This is a genomic window from Microbacterium testaceum (assembly GCF_020781835.1).
GTDB classification, from domain to species: Bacteria; Actinomycetota; Actinomycetes; order Actinomycetales; family Microbacteriaceae; genus Microbacterium; species Microbacterium testaceum_H.
This window is the reverse complement of record NZ_JAJGNJ010000005.1, coordinates 212,058-235,441: the sequence shown is the minus strand read 5'-3', so window position 1 is coordinate 235,441 and position 23,384 is coordinate 212,058. Positions and strand designations below refer to the sequence as shown.

The 23,384-nt window shown below is 71.8% G+C and carries 18 protein-coding genes; 12 read left to right on the top strand and 6 right to left on the bottom strand.

Going from position 1 to position 23,384, the window contains the following annotated elements; all coding sequences use genetic code 11:
* Window positions 1–85: 85 nt before the first annotated feature.
* The 3 genes from bcp to aroA are packed head-to-tail and all read right to left on the bottom strand — an operon-like array spanning window position 86 to window position 2,964.
* Window positions 86–559 (bottom strand): thioredoxin-dependent thiol peroxidase, encoded by a 474-nt coding sequence (gene bcp, locus LL239_RS09650; RefSeq protein ID WP_228163220.1) that lies wholly within the window; start codon window positions 557–559, stop codon window positions 86–88.
* A complete protein-coding gene (gene rsgA / locus LL239_RS09645; RefSeq protein WP_228163219.1) occupies window positions 556–1,617 on the bottom strand; it encodes a ribosome small subunit-dependent GTPase A in 1,062 nt (353 codons plus the stop codon). Before rsgA ends, bcp begins: the two co-directional genes overlap by 4 nt.
* Before the next feature lie 3 nt (window positions 1,618–1,620).
* Window positions 1,621–2,964: a 3-phosphoshikimate 1-carboxyvinyltransferase gene (gene aroA, locus LL239_RS09640; protein WP_228163218.1), complete on the bottom strand. Its 1,344-nt coding sequence runs from the start codon at window positions 2,962–2,964 to the stop codon at window positions 1,621–1,623.
* Window positions 2,965–3,065: 101 nt separating this feature from the next.
* On the opposite strand from aroA, the gene LL239_RS09635 reads away from it, so the two are divergent.
* Genes LL239_RS09635 through LL239_RS09615 form a run of 5 tightly spaced genes read left to right on the top strand, consistent with a single transcriptional unit; the run spans window position 3,066 to window position 9,102 of the window.
* Window positions 3,066–3,659 carry a sigma-70 family RNA polymerase sigma factor gene (locus LL239_RS09635; RefSeq protein ID WP_228163217.1) on the top strand — a complete coding sequence of 198 codons (594 nt, stop codon included), beginning with the start codon at window positions 3,066–3,068 and terminating at the stop codon, window positions 3,657–3,659.
* Entirely contained in the window at window positions 3,656–3,898 is a 243-nt protein-coding gene (locus tag LL239_RS09630; RefSeq protein WP_228163216.1) for a zf-HC2 domain-containing protein, read from the top strand. Before LL239_RS09635 ends, LL239_RS09630 begins: the two co-directional genes overlap by 4 nt.
* A gap of 43 nt (window positions 3,899–3,941) precedes the next feature.
* Window positions 3,942–5,240 (top strand): GNAT family N-acetyltransferase, encoded by a 1,299-nt coding sequence (locus LL239_RS09625; protein WP_228163215.1) that lies wholly within the window; start codon window positions 3,942–3,944, stop codon window positions 5,238–5,240.
* A gap of 38 nt (window positions 5,241–5,278) precedes the next feature.
* Window positions 5,279–7,801, top strand: a complete 2,523-nt coding sequence (locus LL239_RS09620; protein WP_228163214.1) for a bifunctional lysylphosphatidylglycerol flippase/synthetase MprF — start codon at window positions 5,279–5,281, stop codon at window positions 7,799–7,801.
* Entirely contained in the window at window positions 7,798–9,102 is a 1,305-nt protein-coding gene (locus tag LL239_RS09615; protein ID WP_228163213.1) for an alpha/beta hydrolase, read from the top strand. The genes LL239_RS09620 and LL239_RS09615 overlap by 4 nt, the downstream gene beginning before the upstream one ends.
* A 58-nt stretch (window positions 9,103–9,160) precedes the next feature.
* Here LL239_RS09615 and LL239_RS09610 read toward each other — a convergent pair whose 3' ends face one another.
* The gene (locus tag LL239_RS09610) at window positions 9,161–12,829 is read right to left on the bottom strand and encodes a multifunctional oxoglutarate decarboxylase/oxoglutarate dehydrogenase thiamine pyrophosphate-binding subunit/dihydrolipoyllysine-residue succinyltransferase subunit (protein ID WP_228163212.1); all 3,669 of its coding nucleotides are present in this window, start codon (window positions 12,827–12,829) and stop codon (window positions 9,161–9,163) included.
* Window positions 12,830–12,967: 138 nt separating this feature from the next.
* On the opposite strand from LL239_RS09610, the gene LL239_RS09605 reads away from it, so the two are divergent.
* A complete protein-coding gene (locus LL239_RS09605; RefSeq protein ID WP_228163211.1) occupies window positions 12,968–14,422 on the top strand; it encodes a GuaB1 family IMP dehydrogenase-related protein in 1,455 nt (484 codons plus the stop codon).
* On the opposite strand, the gene LL239_RS09600 is transcribed toward LL239_RS09605, so the two are convergent.
* Complete coding sequence (locus LL239_RS09600; RefSeq protein WP_228163210.1) at window positions 14,412–15,386, bottom strand: glycoside hydrolase family 76 protein; 975 nt, start codon at window positions 15,384–15,386, stop codon at window positions 14,412–14,414. The genes LL239_RS09605 and LL239_RS09600 overlap by 11 nt on opposite strands.
* Window positions 15,387–15,535: 149 nt before the next feature.
* On the opposite strand from LL239_RS09600, the gene LL239_RS09595 reads away from it, so the two are divergent.
* Both LL239_RS09595 and LL239_RS09590 read left to right on the top strand, forming a co-directional pair.
* A complete protein-coding gene (locus LL239_RS09595; protein ID WP_228163276.1) occupies window positions 15,536–16,879 on the top strand; it encodes a hemolysin family protein in 1,344 nt (447 codons plus the stop codon).
* Window positions 16,876–17,937, top strand: coding sequence for a hemolysin family protein (locus LL239_RS09590; RefSeq protein ID WP_228163209.1), 1,062 nt, complete (start codon window positions 16,876–16,878; stop codon window positions 17,935–17,937). Before LL239_RS09595 ends, LL239_RS09590 begins: the two co-directional genes overlap by 4 nt.
* A gap of 110 nt (window positions 17,938–18,047) precedes the next feature.
* Here LL239_RS09590 and LL239_RS09585 read toward each other — a convergent pair whose 3' ends face one another.
* Window positions 18,048–19,106: an NADH:flavin oxidoreductase/NADH oxidase gene (locus tag LL239_RS09585; RefSeq protein WP_228163208.1), complete on the bottom strand. Its 1,059-nt coding sequence runs from the start codon at window positions 19,104–19,106 to the stop codon at window positions 18,048–18,050.
* 30 nt (window positions 19,107–19,136) lie between these two features.
* On the opposite strand from LL239_RS09585, the gene LL239_RS09580 reads away from it, so the two are divergent.
* The 4 genes from LL239_RS09580 to LL239_RS09565 all read left to right on the top strand — a co-directional run bounded on the left by LL239_RS09580 (window position 19,137) and on the right by LL239_RS09565 (window position 23,280).
* Window positions 19,137–19,988, top strand: a complete 852-nt coding sequence (locus tag LL239_RS09580; RefSeq protein ID WP_228163207.1) for an ADP-dependent NAD(P)H-hydrate dehydratase — start codon at window positions 19,137–19,139, stop codon at window positions 19,986–19,988.
* A gap of 102 nt (window positions 19,989–20,090) precedes the next feature.
* Entirely contained in the window at window positions 20,091–21,395 is a 1,305-nt protein-coding gene (locus LL239_RS09575; protein WP_228163206.1) for a glycosyltransferase family 87 protein, read from the top strand.
* A 9-nt stretch (window positions 21,396–21,404) separates the two neighbouring features.
* Window positions 21,405–21,728, top strand: a complete 324-nt coding sequence (locus LL239_RS09570) for a thiamine-binding protein (RefSeq protein WP_228163205.1) — start codon at window positions 21,405–21,407, stop codon at window positions 21,726–21,728.
* Between the two features lie 271 nt (window positions 21,729–21,999).
* Window positions 22,000–23,280 (top strand): MFS transporter, encoded by a 1,281-nt coding sequence (locus LL239_RS09565; RefSeq protein WP_228163204.1) that lies wholly within the window; start codon window positions 22,000–22,002, stop codon window positions 23,278–23,280.
* Window positions 23,281–23,384: the final 104 nt, after the last annotated feature.

The window sequence follows — 23,384 nt, the reverse complement described above, 5'->3', positions numbered from 1 at the left end:
CGGTTGCGGGTGCGGGGCGTGATCTCCCGTCCGGGCCGGGCATCCCACGCCCCGAACCGCACGGCTGCGGGGTGACGAGACCGTGTCAGGCCGCGGCGAGACCCAGCGTCTTGCGCAGGCGGGCGACGTGGCCGGTGGCCTTGACGTTGTACTGCGCTTCGACGATGCGGCCCTCTTCGTCGATCACGAAGGTCGAGCGCAGGACGCCGGTGACGGTCTTGCCGTAGTTCTGCTTCTCGCCCCACGCGCCGTAGGCCTCGTGCACGGCGTGATCGGGGTCGCTCAGCAGCGGGAAGGTCAGGCCGTCGCTGTCGCGGAAGGCGCGCAGCTTCTCGGGGGTGTCGCGGGAGACGCCGAGAACGGTGTAGCCCGCGCCCTGCAGAGAGGCGAGGCTGTCACGGAAGTCGCACGCCTGCGTCGTGCAGCCCGGCGTCTGCGCAGCGGGGTAGAAGTACAAGATCACGCGGCGACCGCGGAAGTCGCCGAGCGAGACGGGGTGCTCGTCCTGGTCGAGCAGGGTGAAATCGGGGGCGGCCTGGCCGGCTTCGAGGGTCGTCACCCCTCCAGCCTAGAACGCTCGATCGACTGGAACGTCGTGAGAAGCCTCTGCAGCGAATCCAGTCGCGCCGCTCCGCCCGGACCGAGGCGACCGGATGCCACCGCCTCGATGATCGCGCAGTCCGGGGCGTCGGGCAGATGCGTACAGCCGCGCGGGCACTCCTGGGCGATCTCGGCGAGGTCGGTGAAAGCGGCGAGCACGTTGGCGGGGTCGACGTGCCCCAGCCCGAAGGATCGGACGCCGGGGGTGTCGATGACCCAGCCCGACCCGGCGGGCCCGCGGTAGCGGAGCGAGACCGCCGACGACGAGGTGTGGCGTCCGCGGCCCGTCACCTCGTTGACGTGGCCGATCGCCCGCTCGGAGCCCGTGAGGGCGTTCACGAGGGTCGACTTGCCGACGCCGGAGTGCCCGACGAACACGGTGGAGTGCCCCGCCAGGGCCTCCCCGATCCGCTCGAGCGGCATGTCGCCCTGGCCGCTGGTGAACACCCGCAGGTCGACCCCGTCGAAGTGCGCGAGGAACTCGCTCGGGTCGGCGAGATCGGTCTTGGTGACGACGAGCAGGGGACGGATGCCGGCATCGAGGGCCGCCACGAGGTAGCGGTCGACCAGCCGCTCGCGGGGTTCGGGGTCGGCCGCGGCCACGACGATGAGCATCTGGTCGGCGTTGGCCACGATGACGCGCTCGACCTGGTCGGTGTCATCGGCGCTCCGGCGCAGCAGCGACGTGCGCTCCTCGATGCCGACGATGCGGCCCAGCGTCCCCTCGGCGCCGGACAGGTCGCCGACCACCCGCGCCCGATCGCCGTTGACGATGGGCTGTTTGCGCAGCTCCCGCGCACGCGTGGCGAGGACTCGGCGCTCGTCGGGGCCGTCCTCGTCGACGAGGACCGTGTAGCGGCCACGGTCCACGCCCAGGACCCGCGCGATGCGCGCGTCGGCGTGCGCGGGGCGACGCTTGGTGCGTGGCCGGTTGGCCTTCGGGTTCGGGCGGACCCGGACCGACGACTCGTCGAACTCGAGGTCGTCGTCGTCGGCCGCGTCGTCGAGCCAGCTCACGCGTCAGCCCGTGGCATCCGTGCCCAGCATCGTCTGCCAGAGGGCCGCGAACTGCGGGAGGGTCTTGGCCGTCGTGCCGATGTCGTCGATCACGACACCGGGGACGCGCAGCCCGATGAGCGCGCCGGTGGTGGCCATACGGTGATCGTGGTGCGCCTTCCACTGGCCCCCGCGCAGCGGCGCCGGGACGATGCGGATGCCGTCCTCGAGCTCGTGGGCCTCGCCGCCCAGACCGCGGAGGTTGCCCACGAGCGCGGCGATACGGTCGGTCTCGTGCCCGCGGATGTGCCCGATACCGTGCAGTGTCGTGGGGCCGTCGGCGAAGGCCGCGAGACCGAAGATCGTCGGAGCGAGCTCGCCCGCAGCCGACAGATCCAGCTCGGCGCCGAGGATCGCCTCGCCGGCGGTCACGGTGAGCGCGCCGCCGCGCCGATGCACGTGGGCGCCCATCTCGCCGAGGATCTCGGGGAGCAACGCACCCGGCTGGGTGCTGTGGGCGGGCCATCCCGTGACCGACACCGATCCGCCCGTGACCATCGCCGCCACGAGGAAGGGGGCGGCGTTGGAGAGGTCGGGCTCGATGGCGACGTCCTTCGCGCGGATCGGTCCGGCGGGGACGATCCACTCACCCGCGGCGGGGCGCTCGACGTGGACGCCACGGCGCGCGAGGGCCTCGACGGTCATGTCGATGTGCGGGATGCTCGGCAGTCGCGTCCCCACGTGACGCAGGTGCAGTCCGACGTCGAAGCGGGGGGCGGCGAGAAGCAGCCCCGAGACGAACTGGCTCGACTGGCTCGCGTCGATCTCGACCTCACCGCCGCGCACGTGCCCGTGCCCGCGGACGGTGAAGGGCAGCGTCCAGCTGCCGCTGTCGTCGATGTCCACGCCCACCTCGCGCAGCGCCGAGACCATCGCGCCCATCGGGCGGTGCAGGGCGCTCTCGTGCGCGGTGACGTAGACGTCGCCCCGAGCGAGGCCGGCGACGGGGGTGACGAAGCGCATGACGGTGCCGGCCTGACCGCAGTCGACGGTCGTGCCGCCGGTGAACGCCGCAGCGGGGGTGACGCGCAGGTCGGGCCCGTACGGCGATCCCTCGTCGAGCTCCTCGATACCGACGCCGAGGGCCCGCAGCGACTCGATCATGCGCGCCGAGTCGTCCGAATGCAGAGGTGCCTGCAGCACGCCCGGTCCGTCGGCCAGGGCGGCCAGCACCAGCTCGCGGTTGGTGAGCGACTTGGATCCGGGCACCGTGACGGTGGCATCCACCGGTCCGACCGCGACGGGCGCGACCCACTCGCCGCGCGGTGCGGCGGTCGGGGAGAGGGGGGAATACCCGTGGGCGCTCATCGGTTCCTACCCTACTGAAAGGGGGACGACACGTGACTGCACTTCTCGAGCGTCCGGTTCTGCGCTGGGCCGAACAGGTGCCCGACGTAGACTTGCGCCTGATGGACGACACGGCAGATGCGACGGAGCCTCGCGCGCAGTTCGAAGAGCAGGCACTGCCCTTCATGGATCAGCTCTACGCGGCGGCGATGCGTATGACGCGCAATCCGGCCGATGCGGCCGACCTCGTGCAGGAGACCTTCGTCAAGGCCTTCGGTTCCTGGTCGACCTTCACGCAGGGCACCAACCTCAAGGCGTGGCTCTACCGCATCCTGACGAACACCTACATCAACACGTATCGCAAGAAGCAGCGCGAGCCGTACCAGAGCGCCATCGACGATCTCGAGGACTGGCAGCTCGGCGGTGCCGAGTCCACCACGGCCACCAGCGCCCGTTCGGCCGAGGCCGAAGCGATCGACCACATGCCGGCATCCATCGTGAAGGATGCGCTGCAGTCGATCCCCGAGGATTTCCGGTTGGCGGTGTACCTCGCCGATGTCGAGGGCTTCGCCTACCAGGAGATCGCCGACATCATGAAGACCCCGATCGGCACGGTCATGAGCCGCCTGCACCGCGGCCGGCGGCTGCTGCGTGACCTGCTGTCGGACTATGCGAAGGAGCGCGGCATCCAGGCCGCGACGGGAGTGAAGAAATGAGCGACTGCGGCTGCGACAAGGCACGGCGCGACCTCGAGGAGTACCTCCGCAACGAGGTGTGCAAGACCGAGGCGAGCGACATCCGCGAGCACCTCGAGAACTGCCCGGGATGCCAGGACGAAGCGCTCGTGGCGCGCACGCTGACGGAGGTCGTCGCGCGCGCGTGCAAGGAGACGGCGCCGGACGAACTGCGCGATCAGGTGCTCGCCCGACTGCGCTCCATCCAGGCGACCCACTGACGCCGCCCGGGCGGCGGGGCCCGAGCCTCCGTAGGCTGGGGCCATGGGCACCACTCAGACCTCGAATCTCCCGCTCGATCCCGACTCGACGGCGGCGCTGGCAGCCACCGGACTCGAGTACGCGCTCGTCGACCCCGACGGTGAGGGCTTCGAACCCTTCCTGAGATCGGTGTCGCGCGGGTTCCTCGGTGAGGAGCCGTCCGCGGACGAGGTGGAGAGTGCGCGCACGGCATTGCGATCCCGGCGGATGACGGGGGTGTTCGATCGCGCGGGGGCGGTTCCGACGGCTCCCGTGGCGACGGTCGACTCGTGGGCGAGCGAGCTGACGGTCTCACCCGGACGGACGCTTCCGCTCTGGTCGATCAGCGCCGTGACCGTCGCACCGACGCACCGGCGCCGCGGCATCGCCACGGCGATGCTCACCGGTGAGCTCCGCACCGCCGCCGCGGCGGGCTACGCCCTGGCGGGGCTCACCGTCACCGAGGCCACCATCTACGGGCGCTGGGGCTTCTCGCCCGCCGCATGGGCGTCGCACGTCACCGTCGACACCCGCCGGGCGCAGTGGACCGGGCCGGCCGCTCCCGGGCGTCTGGATTTCGTCCCGCGCGACAGCCTGCCCGAGCGCCTCGCCGCCGTCCACGAGCGCATGCGCGTACGCCGCCCCGGCGCCGTGCCGGGATGGGAGGGCCGCTGGCGGGGCATCGCGGGCCTCACGCCCGACGCGCCCGATGCCAAGAAGGTCCGCGCCGTGGCCTATCGCGACCGTGAGGGGGTGGAGCGCGGCATCCTGGTCTACACGATCGCCGAGCGCGAGGAGTACACCGCGCACGAGTTGCAGGTGCGCGTCCTGTTCGCCGACGGCGACGAGGCGCTCGCCGCTCTGTGGCGCTTCGCGCTCGAGCACGACCTGGTCGGGCGGGTCACGGCCGAGCTGCAGCCCGCGGTGCCGCCGGTGCAGTGGATGATCTCCGACCGCCGGGCCGTCCGGGCCACCCTCACCGACCATCACTGGCTGCGCGTGCTCGATGTGCCGGGGGCACTGGCATCCCGTGCCTACGCCGGTCCCCTCGACCTCGTGCTCGGGGTGGACGACCCGCTCGGGTTCGCCGACGGGGCGTGGCGGGTCCGCATCGACGCGGAAGGGGAGGCCGCCGTGGAGCGCGTCGACGCCGAACCCGACGTGCGGATGCCGGTGGGCTCCTTGGCCTCGCTCCTCCTCGGCGGCGTGCGGGCGACCGAGCTCGCCGTCGCCGGGCTCGTGCAGGGTGAGGAGACGCACCTCGCCGCGATCGACGGTGCGTTCGCACCCGCCGCCGCGCCGCTGCTGGACATCTGGTACTGAATACCGCCGCATAGGGTTCCCGAGTAGCATCCCCGCCGATGTCCGACGCGCCCGCCGCCTCCGCCGCCCCGCAGCGCGGTCGGCGCACGCGCGAGCGGGCGGGTGCGTTCCTCCGCGCGACCGGCCGCTACGCGATGACGCATCCGGTGTCGATGGCGTTCGTCGTCTCGGTCGTCTCGGCGGCCGCGCTCACCGGCACGCTCTGGGGAGAGGACGCCTCGGTGTGGGGTGCCGGGCCATTGGCGACATTCGGCGCCGGGCGGTGGTGGACGCTCGTCACCGCCCTCGTGATCCCCGACTCCCCGGTCGATGCGGTCGTCTCGGTGACGCTGGGTGTCACGGTGCTCGCCTACGCGGAGCGTCTGCTGGGGTCGCGGCGTGCGGCGGTGCTGCTGGGGGCTCTCGGCCTCGCCGGACTGCTCACCGGGATCGGTCTGCACGCCGCGGCCTGGGCCGTGACCGACCTGCGTCCGGTGGTGGCCGCGGAGGTGCCCGTCCTCGACCCGACGACGTCGATCGCCGGCGTCGTCCTGGCGGCGACGGCCTTCGCGCCGACGCTGTGGCGTCGTCGTGTGCGGCTGGTGGGCTTCGCGACGCTGGCTCTGTTCGCCCTCTACGCCGGCGACGCCGACTCCTGGTACCGCCTGAGCGCCGCCGTGATCGGCCTCGTCGTCGGGGAGATGCTCGCGCGCGGACGGGAGCGGCGCGCCTGGCACCGCAGCTCCACCCGCGAGACCCGCACGTTGCTCGCGCTCGTGGTCGCGGTCGTCGGCAGCGGGCCGCTCGTCGCGCTCATCAGCGGCGGCGGGCGCGGACCGCTGTCCCTCGTCGTCGACGCCTACACGCAGTACGACGACGAGCTGCTGGCGCGGTGCGGCCGCGTCTCCTCCTCCGTGTGCGACGAGCAGCTGGCGCTGCTCATGACGCGCGGGTTGGGTCCCGCGCTGCTGGCCGTGACACCCCTCGTCCTCATGCTCGTCGCCGCGTGGGGGCTGCGGCTCGGGCGCCGTGCGGCGCTGGTGCTCGCGGTGCTCACGCTCGTGGCATCCGCGGTCATCCCCGTCGTCTCGCTGCTGGACGGCCGCCTGCGCATCGACCCGTGGGTCGACGGCAGCGGCGCCGAGTACATCCTGTGGGCGGTGGCGACGGTGGTGATCCCGGTGACGCTCGCGATCGTCCTGGTCCTCGCCCGAGACCGATTCCCGATCCGCGCGACGCGCGGTGCTGCCCGGACGGTCGCCGCGGTGATCGGTGCTGCCTTCCTCGCGTGCGCGACGACGCTCTTCGTGATCGAGGCTCTCGGGAGACGGTCGTTCGATCGCGACCCGTCGGTGCTCGATCTCGCACTCCTGACCCTGCGGCGCTTCCTGCCGCCGGCGTACACCAACCCCGTCGGCGCCGCCACCTTCCCGCACCACGGTCCGGCGCTCTTCGCCTATCAGTGGGTGGGCGTGCTGTTCTGGGCGATCGCCATCGCCGCGCTCCTGTGGATGTTCCGCCGGACACAGCGCCCCGACCCGGGAGATGCCCGCCTCTATCGAGAGCTGCTGCTCCGCGGCGGCGACACCCTCGGGTTCCTGGGCACGTGGGCCGGCAACCGCCACTGGTACTCGGACGACCGCGCGTGCGCGGTCGCGTACCGCCTGGTGGGCGAGGTCGCCCTCGCCGTCGCGGATCCGCTCGCGCCGGAGGGCCGCCGGCCCGAGACGCTGCGCGCCTTCTCGGACTTCTGCGTCGAGCACGGCTGGATGCCGGCCTTCTACAGCGTTCACGACGACACCGCGGCCGACCTCGAGGCCCTCGGATGGCGCAACGTTCCCGTGGGGGTGGAGACGGTCATGGACCTGCCCGGCCTGACGTTCGCCGGCAAGGCGTGGCAGAAGGTGCGGCAGCCGCTCACCCGCGCCGAACGCGAGGGGTACACGGCCGTCTGGACGCGCTGGCACGAGCTCACCGTGGCGCAGGCGTCCCAGGTCGTCGCCATCGACGAGGAGTGGGTGGCCGACCGCGCTCTGCCCGAGATGGGCTTCACGCTCGGCTCGCTGGAAGAGCTGCGCGACCGCGATGTGCGTCTGCTCCTCGCCGTCGGACCGGAGGGGCGGATCGAAGCGGTCACGAGCTGGATGCCGAGCTGGACCGACGGCGCGGTCACCGGCTGGACCCTCGACTTCATGCGCCGTCGGACAGACGGCCCCAACGGCATGATGGAGTTCCTCATCGCGAAGGCCGCCCTGCAGCTCCAGGCGGAGGGAGCGGTCGTGCTCAGCCTCTCCGGCGCCCCGCTCGCGGAAGCCCCCGACGCCCCGATCGACGGTGACCCCGCCCCGCTGCGGGCCCTGCTGCGGTGGCTCGCCGAAGTGCTCGAACCGGCCTACGGATTCGCCTCGCTGTTCCGTTTCAAGGGCAAGTTCCGGCCACGCTACCGGGCGCTGACGCTGGCCTACCGCGATCCGTTGCACCTCCCCGCCATCGGTGCCGCAGTGGGTCGCGCCTACGTGCCCGATGCCTCCCGTCGCGAGATCGTGGCGCTGGCCCGAACCGCGTGGGAGGGTCGCCGGTGAACCGCTTCGTGCTGTCGTTCGAGCTCATCGACTCGCCGCTGCTGACCGTCTGCGTCGTCGTGGCAGGCCTCGGGGCGCTGGGGGTCGTGCTGTGGCGGCCGCGGCGGGTCCTCCGCACGCTCGTGATCGCGCTGGCGGCCGGGCTGGCGATGTACGTCATCGCCCGGCTGCTCGAGCACATCGACGCCTTCCAGGGGCCGCTCCCGGTCGGCGCCGCCCTCTGGGCGGCGGGCGGGATCGCGGTCGCCGCGGTCGGCGTCGTGGGCATGTGCCGGCGTCCGTGGGCGCGGCGGGCGATGGGCGCCGTCACCGTTCTGGCCGCGCTCCTGGCCGCTGCGCTCGGCGTCAACGCGTCGTACGGGGTGACGCACAACCTCGCGGCGATCCTCGGGGTCCAGGCCCTCGACCCCGCCACCCTGCCCGCGCAGGACGGTGTCGTCGACGGCGACCCCGCCACGCTGTTCCAGCGCTGGGAGCCCCCGCCCGGGATGCCGGCGCACGGCACGGTCAGCGCCCTCACGGGCGGAACGCGCATCCCGACGGGTCAGTTCGCCGCGAGGGATGCGTCGCTCTACCTGCCGCCCGCGGCGCTCGTCCCCAGCCCGCCCGCCCTGCCCCTCCTGGTGTTCATGATGGGTCAGCCGGGGTCTCCCGACCCGACGGCGCTGGCGAAGGCTCTCGACGCCTTCGCCGCGAAGAACCGCGGCCTCGCACCGATCGCCGTCGTCGTCGATCAGCTCTCCGCCCCCGAGAAGGACCCCGTCTGCGTCGATTCGGCGGCGTACGGGGCCGTCTCGACGTACATCAACCAGCTCGTGCCGCAGTGGGCGGCGCAGAAGCTCAACGTCGTACAGGATCACCGGTATTGGACCATCGGCGGCTTCTCGAACGGCGGCGCGTGCGCGGCGCTGTACGGCGCCCAGCATCCCGACACGTGGGGCCAGCTGCTGGACGTGTCGGGCAACGAGTTCCCGGGCTCCGAACACGTCGATGAGACCGTGCGGGTGGTCTTCGGCGGAGACGCGACGGCGTTCGCCGCGACCAAGCCCGCGGCGGTGATGGCGGCCGCCCCCGCGGGCACCTACGCGGGTCATACCGCCGTCTTCACGTGGGGCGGGGACGATACGACCTACGGTCCCGGACAGCAGTCCAACGCGCAGGCGGCCCAGTCCGCCGGTTTCACGACCCTGACGCACGTCGTCGAAGGAACCGGGCACACCGGCGAGGCGCTCGACGGCGGACTGGCGTTCGGAGTCGACGCGCTGGGGCCGGTCCTGGGCCTCGCGCCACCGGCATCCTGAGCCCGGGACGGCGACGGGGCCCGGTCGATGACCGGACCCCGTCGCGATGTGCCGAGGATCAGCGGGCGAGTGCCGCCTTCATGATCTCGGCGTGCTCGTTGGCGTGCACCTTGGGCGAACCGGTCGCCGTCGAGGCGGCCGATGCCCGCGAGATGACCCGGATGCCGCGTCCGCCGAGCTTGTCGGCGACCTCGAGCGCGATGAAGGGCCACGCGCCCTGGTTCTCGGGCTCGTCCTGGACCCACACCAGCTCGGCGTTCGGGTACGACTCGACCACGCGCGCCAGCTCCGCGAGCGGAGCCGGGTAGTACTGCTCGAGGCGCACGAGCGCGATCTCGGGGTTGGGGTTCTTGTCGAGCTCGGCCCGCAGGTCCCAGTGGATCTTGCCGGCGTGCAGGAGCACACGCTTCACGGCGCCGCGGTCGACGGCGCGGTCGTCGTCGAGGACCGGTTCGAAGCGGCCCTCGAGGAAGTCCTCGACGGGGCTCGTCGCGCCGCGCAGACGCAGCATCGCCTTCGGCGTGAACACGATGAGCGGCCGACGCGGGCGCTGGTAGGCCTGTCGGCGCAGCAGGTGGAAGTACGACGCGGGAGTGGAGGGGCGGGCCACGATCATGTTGTCCTGCGCGCACATCTGCAGGTAACGCTCGATGCGGGCGGACGAGTGGTCCGGGCCCTGGCCCTCGTAGCCGTGGGGCAGGAGCAGCACGACGCTCGATTGCTGCGCCCACTTCTGGTCGGCCGACGAGATGAACTCGTCGACGACCGACTGTGCGCCGTTGGCGAAGTCGCCGAACTGGGCCTCCCAGAGCACGAGGGCGTCGGCGCGTTCGACCGAGTAGCCGTACTCGAAGGCCATCGCGGCGTACTCGCTCAGCAGCGAGTCGTAGACCCAGAAGCGGCCCTGGTTCTCGCTGAGGTTGGCCAGCGGCAGCCATTCCTGACCGTTGTTGCGGTCATGGAGCACGGCGTGGCGCTGCACGAAGGTGCCGCGGCGCGAGTCCTGGCCGGCCAGGCGCACGGGCGTCCCCTCCATGAGCACCGAGCCGAACGCGAGGAGCTCACCGAAAGCCCAGTCGATGTTGCCGTTGCGGCTCATGTCGAAGCGCTTCTCGAGCAGCTGCTGCAGCTTGTTGTGCACCGTGAAGCCGTCGGGCTTGTTCACGAACGCGTCGCCGATGTGGTTGACGACCTCGCGGGAGACGCCGGTGGTCTCGGGAGCTCCGACCACGGCGTCATCGGCCGCATCGGTCGAGACGATCGGGGTCGAGCCCGTCTCTGCGGCGTGCGTGTCGGCGAAGGCGACCTCGAGACGGTTCTGGAAGTCCTGCTTCGCCTGCTCGTACTCGTCCTCGGTGATGTCGCCGCGACCGACCAGCGACTCCGTGTACAGACGCCGCACCGAGCGCTTGGCCTCGATGAGGTTCGTCATCAGCGGCTGGGTCATCGACGGGTCGTCGCCTTCGTTGTGCCCGCGTCGGCGGTAGCACACGAGGTCGATCACGATGTCGCGGTGGAACTCCTCGCGGTAGAGGAACGCCAGATCGGCGGCGCGGACGACGGCCTCGGGATCGTCACCGTTGACGTGCAGGATCGGGGCCTGGATCGTCTTGGCCACATCGGTGGCGTACACCGAGGTGCGGGCGTCGGTGGGGGTGGTCGTGAATCCGACCTGGTTGTTGACCACCACGTGGATCGTTCCGCCGGTGCGGTAGCCGCGCAGCTGCGACATCTGCAGCGTCTCGACGACCACACCCTGGCCGGCGAACGCGGCGTCGCCGTGCACGAGGATCGGCAGCCACGAGAAGGTGCCGATGGGCTTGCGGTCCTGCTTGGCGCGGACGATGCCCTCCAGCACGCCGTCGACGGTCTCGAGGTGCGACGGGTTCGCGGCCAGGTACACCGGCAGTTCGTCGCCGGAGTCGCCGACGAAGGTGCCCTCGGTGCCCAGGTGGTACTTCACGTCGCCGGACCCGCGCTTGCTGCCTACGGCGACGGCGCCCTCGAACTCGCGGAACACCTGACCGTACGTCTTGCCGGCGATGTTGGTCAGCACGTTGAGCCGGCCGCGGTGGGCCATGCCGATGGCAGCGCCGTCCAGGCCCGCGGACGCCGCGCCCTGGAGGATCTGGTCCAGCAGCGGGATGAGCGACTCGCCGCCCTCGAGGCTGAAGCGCTTCTGCCCGACGTACTTCGTCTGCAGGAAGGTCTCGAACGCCTCGGCCTGGTTGAGCTTCGACAGGATGCGCAGCTGCTCGTCGTGGCCGGGCTTGGTGTACTTGACCTCGATGTTGCGCTGGAACCACTGGCGCTGCGCGGGGTCCTGGATGTGCATGTACTCCACACCCATGGTGCGGCAGTAGGAGTCGCGCAGCACGCCGAGGATGTCGCGGAGCTTGGCCACGCGCTTGGCCCCGAGGCCGCCGGTGACGAACTCGCGGTCCAGATCCCAGAAGGTCAGTCCGTGCGACTCGATCTCGAGGTCGGGGTGCGTGCGCTGCACGTACTCGAGCGGGTCGATGTCGGCCATCAGGTGGCCACGCACGCGGTAGGAGTTGATGAGCTCCTGGACCCGGGCGCTCTTGTCGATCCGCTCGGAGACGTCGACGCTGATGTCGGCGGCCCAGTGGATGGGGGCGTACGGGATGCGCAGCGCCGCGAAGATGTCGTCGTAGAAGCCGCGCTGCCCGATCAGCAGCTCGTGCACCTTCTTGAGGAACTCGCCCGACCCGGCGCCCTGGATGACGCGGTGGTCATAGGTGCTGGTGAGCGTGATGGTCTTGCCGATGGCCAGTTCGTTGAGCGTCTTCTCGCTGGCGCCCTGGAACTCGGCGGGGTACTCCAACGCGCCGGCACCGATGATCGCGCCCTGGCCGCGCATGAGGCGGGGGACGGAGTGCACCGTGCCGATGCCCCCGGGGTTGGTCAGTGAGATCGTGGTGCCCTGGAAGTCGGCGGGCGTGAGCTTGTTGGAGCGCGCGCGGCGGACGAGGTCTTCGTAGGAGGCGAGGAACTCGCCGAACGACAGCGTGTCGGCGCGCTTGATGCTGGGGACGAGCAGTGCGCGGGTGCCGTCGGGCTTGGGCATGTCGATGGCGATGCCGAGGTTGACGTGCGCGGGGGCGACGACCGAGGGCTTGCCGTCGATCTCGGCGTAGTAGACGTTCTGGCTCGGGAACTCCTTGAGCGCCTGGATCAGCGCCCAGCCGATGAGGTGCGTGAAGCTCACCTTGCCGCCGCGGGTGCGGGACATGTGGTTGTTGATGACGATGCGGTTGTCGATCATCAGCTTGGCCGGGATCGTCCGCACGCTCGTCGCGGTGGGCACCGTGAGCGAGTCGTCCATGTTGCTCGCGAGCGCCTTCGGCATGCCCTTGAGGACGGTGACCCGATCCTCCTCGGTGCTCTCCGAGCCGGCCGAGGGCACGGCGTTGGGAGCCTGCGCGGGGATGGGCTGCGGGGCGGCGGGCTTCGCGGTCGTGCGGGCGACCGGTGCCTGCCCGACCACCGGGATCGGCGCGGTCACGGGCTTCGGCTCGGACGGCGGGGCCGCGGCGGCGGCGGATCCGTCGACGACCGGATGGTACGCCTCCAGAATCGGCCACCAGGCCTTGTCCACGGAGTGCTTGTCGACTTTGAACTGTTCGTAGAGCTCGTCCACGAGCCACTCGTTCGCGCCGAACTCGCCCTCGCTCGAAGTACCGACGCCCGTCACCTGGCTCGACACAGTCGATCGCCTGCTTTCCTCGATGAAGATTCGTGTGGATGCACGCAGTGGTCTTCGTTGCGCACTCTCTCCAGCCTAGCCGAGTATTCCCGCACCCTCCCGGGTCTCGGTATCGATGGATGTGATGAGGTGGATGCCATGGAGTTCTCCGGTGCACAGCCCGACGTCGACCTGACCTACTCGGACGTCTTCCTCGTCCCGCGCCATTCCGAGGTGGGCAGCCGCCTGGGTGTCGACCTCGCCCCCGGGGACGGGAGCGGGGCGACCCTGCCCCTGGTCTCGGCGAACATGAATTCGGTCACCGGACCGCGCCTCGCCGCGACCCTCGCGCGTCGGGGTGGACTGGGCGTCCTGCCGCAGGACATGTCTCTGCCGCGCCTCGTCGAGGCCGTCCAGTGGGTCAAGGCGCAGCCGGTCTCCTGGGACGCCCCGATGGTGTTCCCGCCGTCCGCGACGGTGGCCGATGCGCGGCTGGTGCTCCCGGCCGTGGCCGGGCGCGGCATCGTCGTGGCCGAGCAGCGCGAGGACGGCACCGTCGCCCTCGACGACTACCGCGGGATCGTCCCGGCTCCGCGTCTGGCCACGGCGCTTCCGGATGCCACACTGGGCGACATCGCCCGTACCGACGCCCCGCTGGTGGAGGTGGCGCGGGTCGGCGACCCGCACGAGGTGTTCGAGCTCGTCGGGTCCGCCGACATCGTCGCGGTCGTCGACGGCGACCGCATCGTCGGCACCCTGTCCGCACGCAGTGCGCTGCGCGACTCCGTCTACCGTCCCGGCGTCGACGCCGACGGTCGCCTGATCGTCGCCGCGGCCGTGGGGATCAACGGCGATGTCACGGGCAAGGCGCGCGCGCTCGCCGCGGCGGGCGTCGACGTCCTCGTCGTCGACACGGCGCACGGCCATCAGGAGCAGATGCTGCGCGCGCTGCGCGAGGTCGCGGCGCTGGAGCTCGGCATCCCGATCGCGGCGGGCAACATCGTCACCGCCGACGGCGTGCGCGACCTGACGGCCGCCGGGGCCTCGATCCTCAAGGTGGGTGTGGGGCCGGGCGCGATGTGCACGACGCGCATGATGACCGCGGTGGGCCGCCCGCAGTTCTCCGCCGTGCTGGAGACCGCCGAGGCCGCGCGGGCCGCGGGCGCGCACGTGTGGGCCGACGGTGGCGTGAGGTACCCGCGCGATGTCGCGCTGGCGCTCGCCGCGGGCGCGGCATCCGTCATGATCGGCTCGTGGTTCGCCGGCACGATCGAGTCGCCGGGTCAGCTGCGCACCGACGAGGACGGGCGCATCTTCAAGGAGTCGTGGGGCATGGCCTCCACCAAGGCCGTCCAGGGACGCTTCCAGGGCCTCGATGCGTTCGAGCGCGCGCGCAAGGAACTGTTCGCCGAGGGGATCTCGTCGTCGCGCATCTACCTCGACCCGCAGCGCCCGGGCGTGGAGGACCTGCTGGACATGATCACCTCCGGTGTCCGCTCGTCGTTCACCTACGCCGGGGCTGCCACCGTCCCGCAGTTCCACGAGCGGGCCCGCGTGGGGCTGCAGTCGGCCGCCGGGTACGAGGAGGGGAAGGCGCTTCCCGTCAGCTGGTGAGCGCGGAGGCGGCCGTCACGTCGGCTTCGAGCGTGATCCACGCGCCGAGCTGCACGGACAGGTCGAGGTCCTCGCCCTCCTCCCGCACCGATCGGCGGGGGTCGGCCGGGAATCGTCCGCCGCGGGACCCCGCCCACAGCGCCTCGGCGTTGCGGTGCACCAGCCGCCCCGCGCGGGCGGCATCCGGGCCGGTGAGGATCCGCGCGGCCGCGGCGAGGTAGCGGGCCAGGATGCCGGCGAACAGGCCCCCGTCCCCACCGCCGGCCGCGGGGAACAGGCCGTCGTCGGCCGCGCACCAGCGCTCGACGGCGCGGACGACCGTGGCGGCGCGGTCGGTGTCGCCCAGGGCGAGTGCGGCTCCGACCGCCACCCCCTGGTTGTAGGTCCACAGCTCCGAACGCACCACGCCGTGCTCGATCCCGTCGCGCACGAGCCCGGTGGCCGGGTCGTCGAGGGTCGCGGCGATCCAGGCGCTCAGCTGCGCGGCGCGACCGCGGTGACGGCTGGGTGCCAGCACCATCGCGGCCGGACCGTTGGCCGGTGCGTTGAACAGCACGCTGCCCGTGCGCCACGGAAGGGCCCCGACGTCCGGATCGACCGCCCGCTCGAGAATGCGTGCGATGCGGGCGCGAGCGCGGCCGGAGGGCCGCGCCTCCGCCAGCGCGAGCCCCATCCACGCGATGTCGTCGTAGAACGGGGTCGTCCACGACCCGGCGGTGCGGAGGGTGACGCCCCGCAGCAGGTCGTCGACGAGGCGGCGCCGCGCCGGGGAGGGGCGGTGGTGCTGGGCCTCGCACAGGACGTGGACGAGGTGGGCGTGCCACCAGTAGTGCCACGTGTGCGCGCCATCGCCGGCGGTCGCGGCGTGGGCCCACGCGACGGGGCCGTAGCGGTGCACGTAGGCCGCGATCACCGCGCGCTCCGCGACGGCGGCGCGCTCCTGCGCCGAGGCGATGGCATCCATCGCTTCATCCTGGCCTGTCGAACCGGATGCCTCTGCCCGGTGCCCTCGAGCGCGTGAGGCCCTAGAATCGTGGGCACGATGGACGACCCTCCCAGTTGTAGACCCGAGCCCCGACGACCCTCTCCCGCCCCGAGCGGGGGTGACGCGTGATGGATTACGTCATGCTGGGCGTGGGGCTGCTTCTCACGGTGGGCACGGGACTCTTCGTCGCGAGCGAGTTCGCGCTGGTCAACCTCGATCGCGCCGATCTGGAATCGCGGCGCGCGGCCGGCGAATCGCGCTTGTCGCTGACCATCGACGCTCTGCGCATCACCTCGACCCACCTCTCCAGCGCGCAGCTGGGGATCACGCTGACCACGCTGCTCACCGGTTACACGATGGAGCCGGCGATCTCGAACCTCCTCCGACCGGTGTTCGAGACCTGGGGCGTTCCGGAGGCGGTCGTCGTCCCGGTCTCGGCCGTGCTCGGCATCGGCATCGCGACGGTCCTGTCGATGATCCTCGGCGAGCTCGTGCCGAAGAACTTCGCGCTCGCGATCCCGCGGCAGACGGCCAAGCTCGTCATGCCGTTCCAGGTCGCTTTCACCATGGTGTTCCGTCCCGCGGTGGCCGTGCTCAACGGCAGCGCCAACGGTGTGCTCCGCGCCGTGGGCGTGGAACCCAAGGAGGAGCTGTCCGGTGCGCGGACGGCCGAGGAGCTCTCGAGCCTGGTCAAGCGATCCGCGAGCGCGGGCATGCTGGAGCAGGACACCGCCTCGCTCCTGGACCGCAGTCTCACCTTCGCCCGGTTGAGCGCCGCCGACGTCATGACCCCCCGCCCGAGCGTGCACGCGCTCGCGGCGGGAGAGCCGACGGACGCCGTCATCCACCTCGCCCGCCGCACCGGTCACAGCCGATTCCCCGTCTACGGCGAGTCGATGGACGACATCATCGGCGTCGTGCACCTCAAGGCGGCAGTCGGCGTGCCCCGCGACCGGCGCGGCGATGTCCCCGTCGCGGCGCTGGCCACCGAGCCGCTCCGCGTTCCCGAGACCGTGCACCTCGACATCCTCGTGTCGGAGCTGCGTTCGCGCGGCTACCAGATGGCCGTCGTCGTCGACGAATACGGCGGTACCGCCGGTGTCGTGACGCTGGAAGACCTCGTCGAGGAGATCGTCGGCGAGGTGCTGGACGAGCACGACCGATCGCGCGCGGGCGTCGTCCGCACCGCGGCATCCGTCACCTTCCCCGGCGACCTGCGTCCGGACGAGCTCCTCGATCGTGCCGGGGTGCGCGTGCCGGAGGGCGAGGTCTACGACACGGTGGGCGGTTTCCTCATGGCTGAACTGGAGCGCATCCCCACCGTGGGTGACACGGTCGCGATCGAGGACGGCATCCTCACGGTGCACCGCATGGACGGGCGCCGTGTGGACCGCGTGCAGTTCACGCCGAGCCCGACCCAGGAAGGCGTCGACGACCTCGTCCGCGCCGCCAAGGGGGGTGACCAGCGATGAGCGACTGGGCGGGAATCGCGTGGCTGGTGGTCCTGCTGATCGCCAACGCCTTCTTCGTGGGGTCGGAGTTCGCCGTCATCTCGGCCCGCCGCTCCCAGGTCGAGCCGCTGGCCGAGCGCGGTTCGCGCTCTGCCAAGACCGCGCTGTACGCCATGGAGCACGCCACGCTCATGCTCGCGACGTGCCAGCTGGGCATCACGATCTGCTCGCTGCTGATCCTCAACGTCTCCGAACCGGCGATCCACCACCTCATCGCCGAGCCGCTGGGCCTGACCGGTCTGCCCGAGGCGGCGGTCGACGTGGCCGGATTCGTCGTCGCCCTGCTGCTGGTGTCGTACCTGCATGTGGTGTTCGGCGAGATGGTGCCGAAGAACCTCGCGTTCTCGCTGCCCGACCGGGCCGTTCTGATGCTCGCTCCGCCGCTCGTGGCGGTGTCGAAGGCGTTCTACCCGATCATCGTCGCGCTGAACTGGACCGCCAACCACGTCGTGCGTCTGTTCCGGGTCGAGCCGAAGGACGAGGCGACGTCGACCTACACGCTCGACGAGGTGGCGACGATCGTGAACCAGTCCCGTCGCGAGGGCGTCCTCGACGACAGCGCCGGAACCGTCACCGCGGTCGTGGAGTTCACCGAGAAGAAGGCCGCCGACATCGCGGTGCCGGTGGCCGACCTCGTCACGCTCCCCGAGACGACGACCCCCGCCGAGATCGAGCGCGCGGTGGCCGTGCACGGGTACTCCCGCTACGTGATCGTCGACGAGCACGGTCACCCGACCGGATACGTCCACCTCAAGGATGTGCTCCGTGTCGCCGAGGGCCCGAACGACGAGGCCGACATGGCCCGGCCCATCCCGGCCAAGCGCATCCACCACATGGTGTCGGTGCTTGAGTCGACCGACCTCGAGGACGCCCTCGCGCTCATGCGCCGTTCCGGCCGGCACCTCGCGCAGGTGCGCGACGACGCCGGCGAGGTCCGCGCGGTGCTGTTCCTCGAGGACGTCATCGAGGAGCTCGTCGGCGAAGTGCAGGATGCCACGGCCCGTCGTCGCTTCGCCTGACGACGGGGCGTGGCATCCGGGGTGCGCTGCGCAGACTCTGCGATCCGCGCATCCTCAGCGCCCCGTGGCGCGCCGCGGCTGAGAGGGTGCGGATCGCTGAGCGAGCGCGCTCAGTAGGCGCGCAGGTACTGCGGTGGGGCGGGCACCTCGGCCCCGAGCTCGACCGCGGCGCGCAGCGCGTAGTGCGGGTCGCGCAGCCACTCCCGGGCGGAGAACACCGCGTCGGCGCGGCTCTCGGCGACGACCGACTCGGCGAGGTGCGCGTCGTCGATCATGCCGACGGCGGCGACGAGGATGCCGGTCTCGCGGCGCACCTTCTCGGCGAGCGGCACCTGGTATCCCGGGCCGGTGCGGATGCTCTGGTGCGGCACCAGCCCCCCGCTGGAGACGTCGATCAGATCCGCGCCCGCGGCGGCGACGCGCCGGGCGGCGCGGACGGTGTCGTCGATGTCCCACCCGCCCTCGGCGGCATCCGTCCCCGAGAAGCGAATGAAGACCGCCGCCTCGGGAGCTGCCTCCCGGACGGCGGCGGTCACCCGCTCGAGCAGCCGGACGCGGCCGTCGAAGGACCCGCCATAGGCGTTGTCGCGATGGTTGCTCAGCGGTGACAGGAACTGGTGCAGCAGATAACCGTGGGCGGCGTGCACCTCGAGCACGTCGAAGCCGGCCGCGACGGCGCGGCGGGCGGCATCCGCGAAATCGGCCACCACGTCCTCGATGCCGGCGGCATCGAGCGCGCGCGGCTCGGCGAAGCCGGGGTAGGCGAGGGCCGACGGGGCCACGGTGGTCCAGCCGCCGGCATCGGGTGCGACCGAACCACGGCCGCCGGTGAGGGGGGACGTCGTCGAGGCCTTGCGTCCGGCGTGGCCGAGTTGCACGCCCGGAACCGCCCCGCGCGCCCGGATCGCCGCGACGATCGGCGCCCACGCCTCCACCTGGGTGTCGTTCCACAGGCCCACATCGTCGGGGGAGATGCGTCCCTCGGGCGAGACGGCCGTCGCCTCGGCGACCACGAGGCCCGCACCACCGGCGGCGAACTGCGCGAGGTGCACGTGGTGCCAGTCGTTCGGGATGCCGTCGACGGCGCTGTATTGGCACATCGGAGAGACCCACAGGCGGTTGCGGATCTCGATATCGCGGATGGTCAGCGGTGTGAAGAGGGTGCTCACGTCGGACCTCTCTCGTTCTAGGGTGACGCCATGACGGCGAAGGACTGGACCGGGCGCGACGCGGCCCGCGCACTTCGGAGGCCAACCGGCGACGACGACAAGTATTCCCGCGGGGTCGTGGGCATGCGGACCGGTTCCGCGCGCTACCCGGGCGCGGCCGTGCTGGGGGTGGAAGCGGCCTGGCGGAGCGGGACCGGGATGGTGCGGTACGTGGGTCCGGCGCGCGCGCAGGACCTGGTGCTGGCGCGGCGACCCGAGACCGTGACCGCCGATGGCCGCGTGCAGGCGTGGGTCATCGGATCGGGCACGGATGCCGCCGAGCGCGAGGCCGCGGAGACGGCGGCGCTGCGCGGCATCCTGTCCGGCGACGTTCCCGTCGTCGCCGACGCGGGTGCGCTGGATCTCGTGCCGGCCGCGTCGGCGCCGGTCATCGTCACCCCGCACGCGCGCGAACTGGCCCGGCTGCGCGAAGCGCTCGGTCTGACGGGCACGGCGGCATCGGACGAGGGCGAACGGCTGCGAGCGGCGGCGGCGACCGCGGACGCGCTGGGTGGGGTGGTGCTCTCGAAGGGGGCCGTCACGATCGTCGCGGCACCGGGCGGGTGGGTGCGCCGCGTCGACACGGGCACCCCGTGGCTTGCGACGGCCGGTACCGGTGACGTGCTCGGCGGCGTCCTGGGCGCTGTCGTGGCAGGCGCGGGCGCGGTGGGACGGACCGCCCTCGAGGACCTCGCGGCGTGCGCGGCGACGGCCGCATGGCTGCACGGCACCGCCGGGACGGCCGCCGCGGCCCGTCTCGGCGTGTCGGGGGGACCGATCACCGCTCTCGACGTCGCCGAGGCGCTCCCGCGGGTGATCGCGGGGCTCCTCGGCTCGCAGTGAGGGACTCGATCGCATAACGGTTGAGCCGTGCGCGCACGGCGAGCCGGGGGCGGCGGCATCCGGGGGCGGGGGCGGGGGAGGCCCCCCGCTTAGGATGATGCGGTGGTGAGGCGTGTCGTCGTTCTGTTGCTGGCGTTCGTCGCCGTCCACGTCACGGTGGGGATCCTGGGCTATCAGCAGCCCAACGAGCCCATGGGCGACGTGTACCTGGTGTACGAACCGTGGTCGCGCTGCGCCCTCTTCGGCGGCATCGACGTCACCTCCTGCACGCGGTCGGTCGGGTGGGAGTGGCCCGGCATCACCGAGAAGTGGATCTATCCGCAGCTGGCCTTCCTGCCGATGACGTTCGCGTGGCTCTTCGCCTGGGCGATCACCTACACGCCGGCGTGGGCTCTCACGGTGTCGCTCGCCAACCTCGTCGCCTTCGTCGTCCTCGTGGGATCGGGCCGGTCGCGCGGCCGCGTCATCGCCGCGTGGTTCTGGCTCGCCGCGATCCTGCTCATCGGGCCCGTCGGGATCTACCGCATCGACGGGATCACCGTGCCGTTCGCGATCCTCGGCAGCATCTGGCTCGTCCGCCGGCCGTTCGTGGCATCCGTCCTGCTGTCGGTCGCGGTGTGGATGAAGGTGTGGCCCGCGGCGATCCTCGCGGCCGGTTTCGTCGCCGTCCGCCGACGCCTGGCGCTCGTGTGGGGGGCGGTGGCGGTGTCTCTCGCGACGATCATCCCCGTCGTGGCGTTGGGCGGTGCCCCGTACGTCTTCGGCTTCGTGGGCGACCAGACCTCGCGCGGCATCCAGATGGAGGCCCCCGTGGGCGGGCTCTACATGTTCCTGGCCGCGTTCTACGTCCCCGGTTCCGAGGTGTACTACGACGGCGGGGTGCTCACCTTCCAGGTGACGGGCCCCGGTGCCGATGTCGTCATCGCCGCGATGACGCCGATCATGCTGCTGGTGATGCTCGCCGTGCTCCTCGTCGGTGCCCGCAAGATGTGGCTCGGGTCGACCTTCCTGAGCCTGTTCCCGCCGCTCGCGCTCGCGCTGGTCACGGCCTTCATCGCGCTGAACAAGGTCGGATCGCCGCAGTACTACGTGTGGCTGTTCCCGCCGGTGGTGCTCGGCCTGCTGCTGGACCGGCGCCGGTGGTACGGCTTCGCCGCGCTGACGCTGGCGATCGCCGGGGTGACGCAGTGGGTGTACCCGCTGGTCTACGACGGGCTCATGGCCACGCACCCGGCGCCGTTCCCGGTGTTCCTGCTGGAACTGCGCAACCTCCTCGGCGTCGTGCTCATGGTGTGGGCGATCGCCCGCGTCGTCCGTGTCCCCACGCATCGCGTCGCCCGCCCGAAGGACCTGCGCGACTGGGTGCTCGGTCGGCACTCCGTTCCCTCGCGCGTCGTCGCGAAGTAGCCTCGGACCATGCTCATCGCGTTCTCTGTCGCCCCGTCCGGAGTCGGAACCGCCTCGTCGGAGAACGCCGACGGTTCCGTGCACGACGCCGTCGCGGCGGCGGTGTCCGTCGTGCGTGCGTCGGGGCTGCCCCACCGCACGACCTCGATGTTCACCGAGATCGAGGGGGAGTGGGACGAGGTGTTCGACGTCGTGAAGCGGGCGACGGATGCCGTGATGCCCTACGGCTCGCGCGTCTCGCTGGTGCTCAAGGCCGACATCCGCCCGGGGCGCACGGGCGAGATCGACGGCAAGATCGACCGCCTGGAGCGGGCGATCGACGACGCGTCCTGAGGGAGCCGGCCGCGTCGGGCATCCGCGCCCGGCGGGTCGGCGTCCACGCCCGAGCGCGCCCCGGCATCCGCGCCCCGGCATCCGTGCCCGAGCGCGCCCCGGCATCCGCGCCCGGCGGGTCGGCATCCCGCATAAACGCGATCCACGCGCATAAACGCGCTCTCCCGCCGTTTCTGCGCGCGGATCGCGTTTATGCAGCCGTGGGGAGCCTCGACACGTGGGTCGCCGAAACGATTCGACAGGCGTGCTCGCGCGCGACTAGCATCAGCGGGTGACCTCTTCGACGACCTCGAAGGGGGCGGCGACGCGGGCGCTCCTTTCTCTCGCCATCGGTAGCTTTGGCATCGGGATGACGGAGTTCGTGGTGATGGGCCTCCTGCCCAACATCGCGCGCGACCTCGTCCCCGCCGCCTGGGCCGCCGCGCCCGACGACGCCATCGCCCAGGCGGGGTGGCTGGTGTCGCTCTACGCCCTCGGCGTGGTCGTCGGCGCGCCCACGATCGCGGGATCCGTGGCGCGCTTCCCTCGGCACCGCGTCATGATCGTCCTCGCCGCCGCACTCACCTTCTTCACGCTGCTGACCGTCGTCGCTCCGACGTTCGAGCTGGTCGCCGCCTCCCGCTTCCTCGCCGGACTTCCGCACGGTGCCTACTTCGGCATCGGCGCGCTCGTGGCCGCCGACGCGCTCGGGCCGGGCAACCGTGCGAAGGGCGTGGCGTTCGTCCTCACGGGCCTGACGATCGCGAACGTCGTGGGTGTCCCGCTCGGAACGCTGCTCGGGCAGCAGGTCGGGTGGCGCGCCGCGTTCGCGGTGGTCGCCGGCATCTTCCTGCTCGCGACGCTGTGCATCGCCTTCTTCGTCCCCGCCCACCCCGGCATGCCCGGACGACGGCTCCGCGACGAGCTGCGGGTGTTCCGCCTCGGCCAGGTGTGGTTCGCCCTGGGCATCGGCGCCATCGGGTTCGGCGGCTTCTTCGCGATGTACAGCTACATCGCCCCGATGATCACCGACGTCGCCGGTCAGCCCGAGTGGGTGGTGTCCCTCGTGCTCGTGCTCGTGGGCGTCGGGATGACGGTGGGCAACGTCGTCGGAGGCACCCTGGCCGACAAGGACCTGCGGTTCTGGTTGCGGGTCGGACTCGTCGCCCTCGCCCTGGCATCCGTCGGTCTCGCGCTCACGGCCGGCTGGATCGTCAGCCTCGCGCTGTTCGCGTTCCTCGTCGCGTTCTGCGGCGCAGCGCTGAGCCCGGCGATCCAGACGCGGCTCATGGACGTCGCCGAGGACAACCAGTCGATCGCCGCGGCGCTGAACCACTCGGCGCTGAACATCGGCAACAGCCTCGGCGCCTTCCTCGGCGGTCTCGTGATCGCCGCGGGACTCGGGCTCGTCGCCCCCGCGTGGGTGGGCGCCGTTCTGGCGCTGGCCGGTCTCGTCGTGGCCGTGATCTCCTACCGGGTCGAGGACCGCAGCGGACACCACCCCGCGCACCGGATGCCGGCCTCCGACGCCGCGCGCACGGCGATCACCGGCTCGATCCCCACGCAGGGCTGAGCCCGCAGCGCGGGGCCGCCGCGCCACCCCGTCGGTGTCGGGACGCGCGGCTGTCGCGCGGTCGCGTCCGTGCGTGGTGGGCACTCGCGACTCGGCGGGCTCGC

Coding starts and splice junctions, on each gene's coding strand:
- LL239_RS09625 (WP_228163215.1), top strand. CDS start 3,942: ATGGGCACCACTCAGACCTCGAATCTCCCGCTCGATCCCGACTCGACG.
- LL239_RS09620 (WP_228163214.1), top strand. CDS start 5,279: ATGTCCGACGCGCCCGCCGCCTCCGCCGCCCCGCAGCGCGGTCGGCGC.
- LL239_RS09580 (WP_228163207.1), top strand. CDS start 19,137: ATGACGGCGAAGGACTGGACCGGGCGCGACGCGGCCCGCGCACTTCGG.
- LL239_RS09590 (WP_228163209.1), top strand. CDS start 16,876: ATGAGCGACTGGGCGGGAATCGCGTGGCTGGTGGTCCTGCTGATCGCC.
- LL239_RS09595 (WP_228163276.1), top strand. CDS start 15,536: ATGGATTACGTCATGCTGGGCGTGGGGCTGCTTCTCACGGTGGGCACG.
- LL239_RS09630 (WP_228163216.1), top strand. CDS start 3,656: ATGAGCGACTGCGGCTGCGACAAGGCACGGCGCGACCTCGAGGAGTAC.
- LL239_RS09605 (WP_228163211.1), top strand. CDS start 12,968: ATGGAGTTCTCCGGTGCACAGCCCGACGTCGACCTGACCTACTCGGAC.
- aroA (WP_228163218.1), bottom strand. CDS start 2,964: ATGAGCGCCCACGGGTATTCCCCCCTCTCCCCGACCGCCGCACCGCGC.
- LL239_RS09600 (WP_228163210.1), bottom strand. CDS start 15,386: ATGGATGCCATCGCCTCGGCGCAGGAGCGCGCCGCCGTCGCGGAGCGC.
- LL239_RS09570 (WP_228163205.1), top strand. CDS start 21,405: ATGCTCATCGCGTTCTCTGTCGCCCCGTCCGGAGTCGGAACCGCCTCG.
- LL239_RS09635 (WP_228163217.1), top strand. CDS start 3,066: ATGGACGACACGGCAGATGCGACGGAGCCTCGCGCGCAGTTCGAAGAG.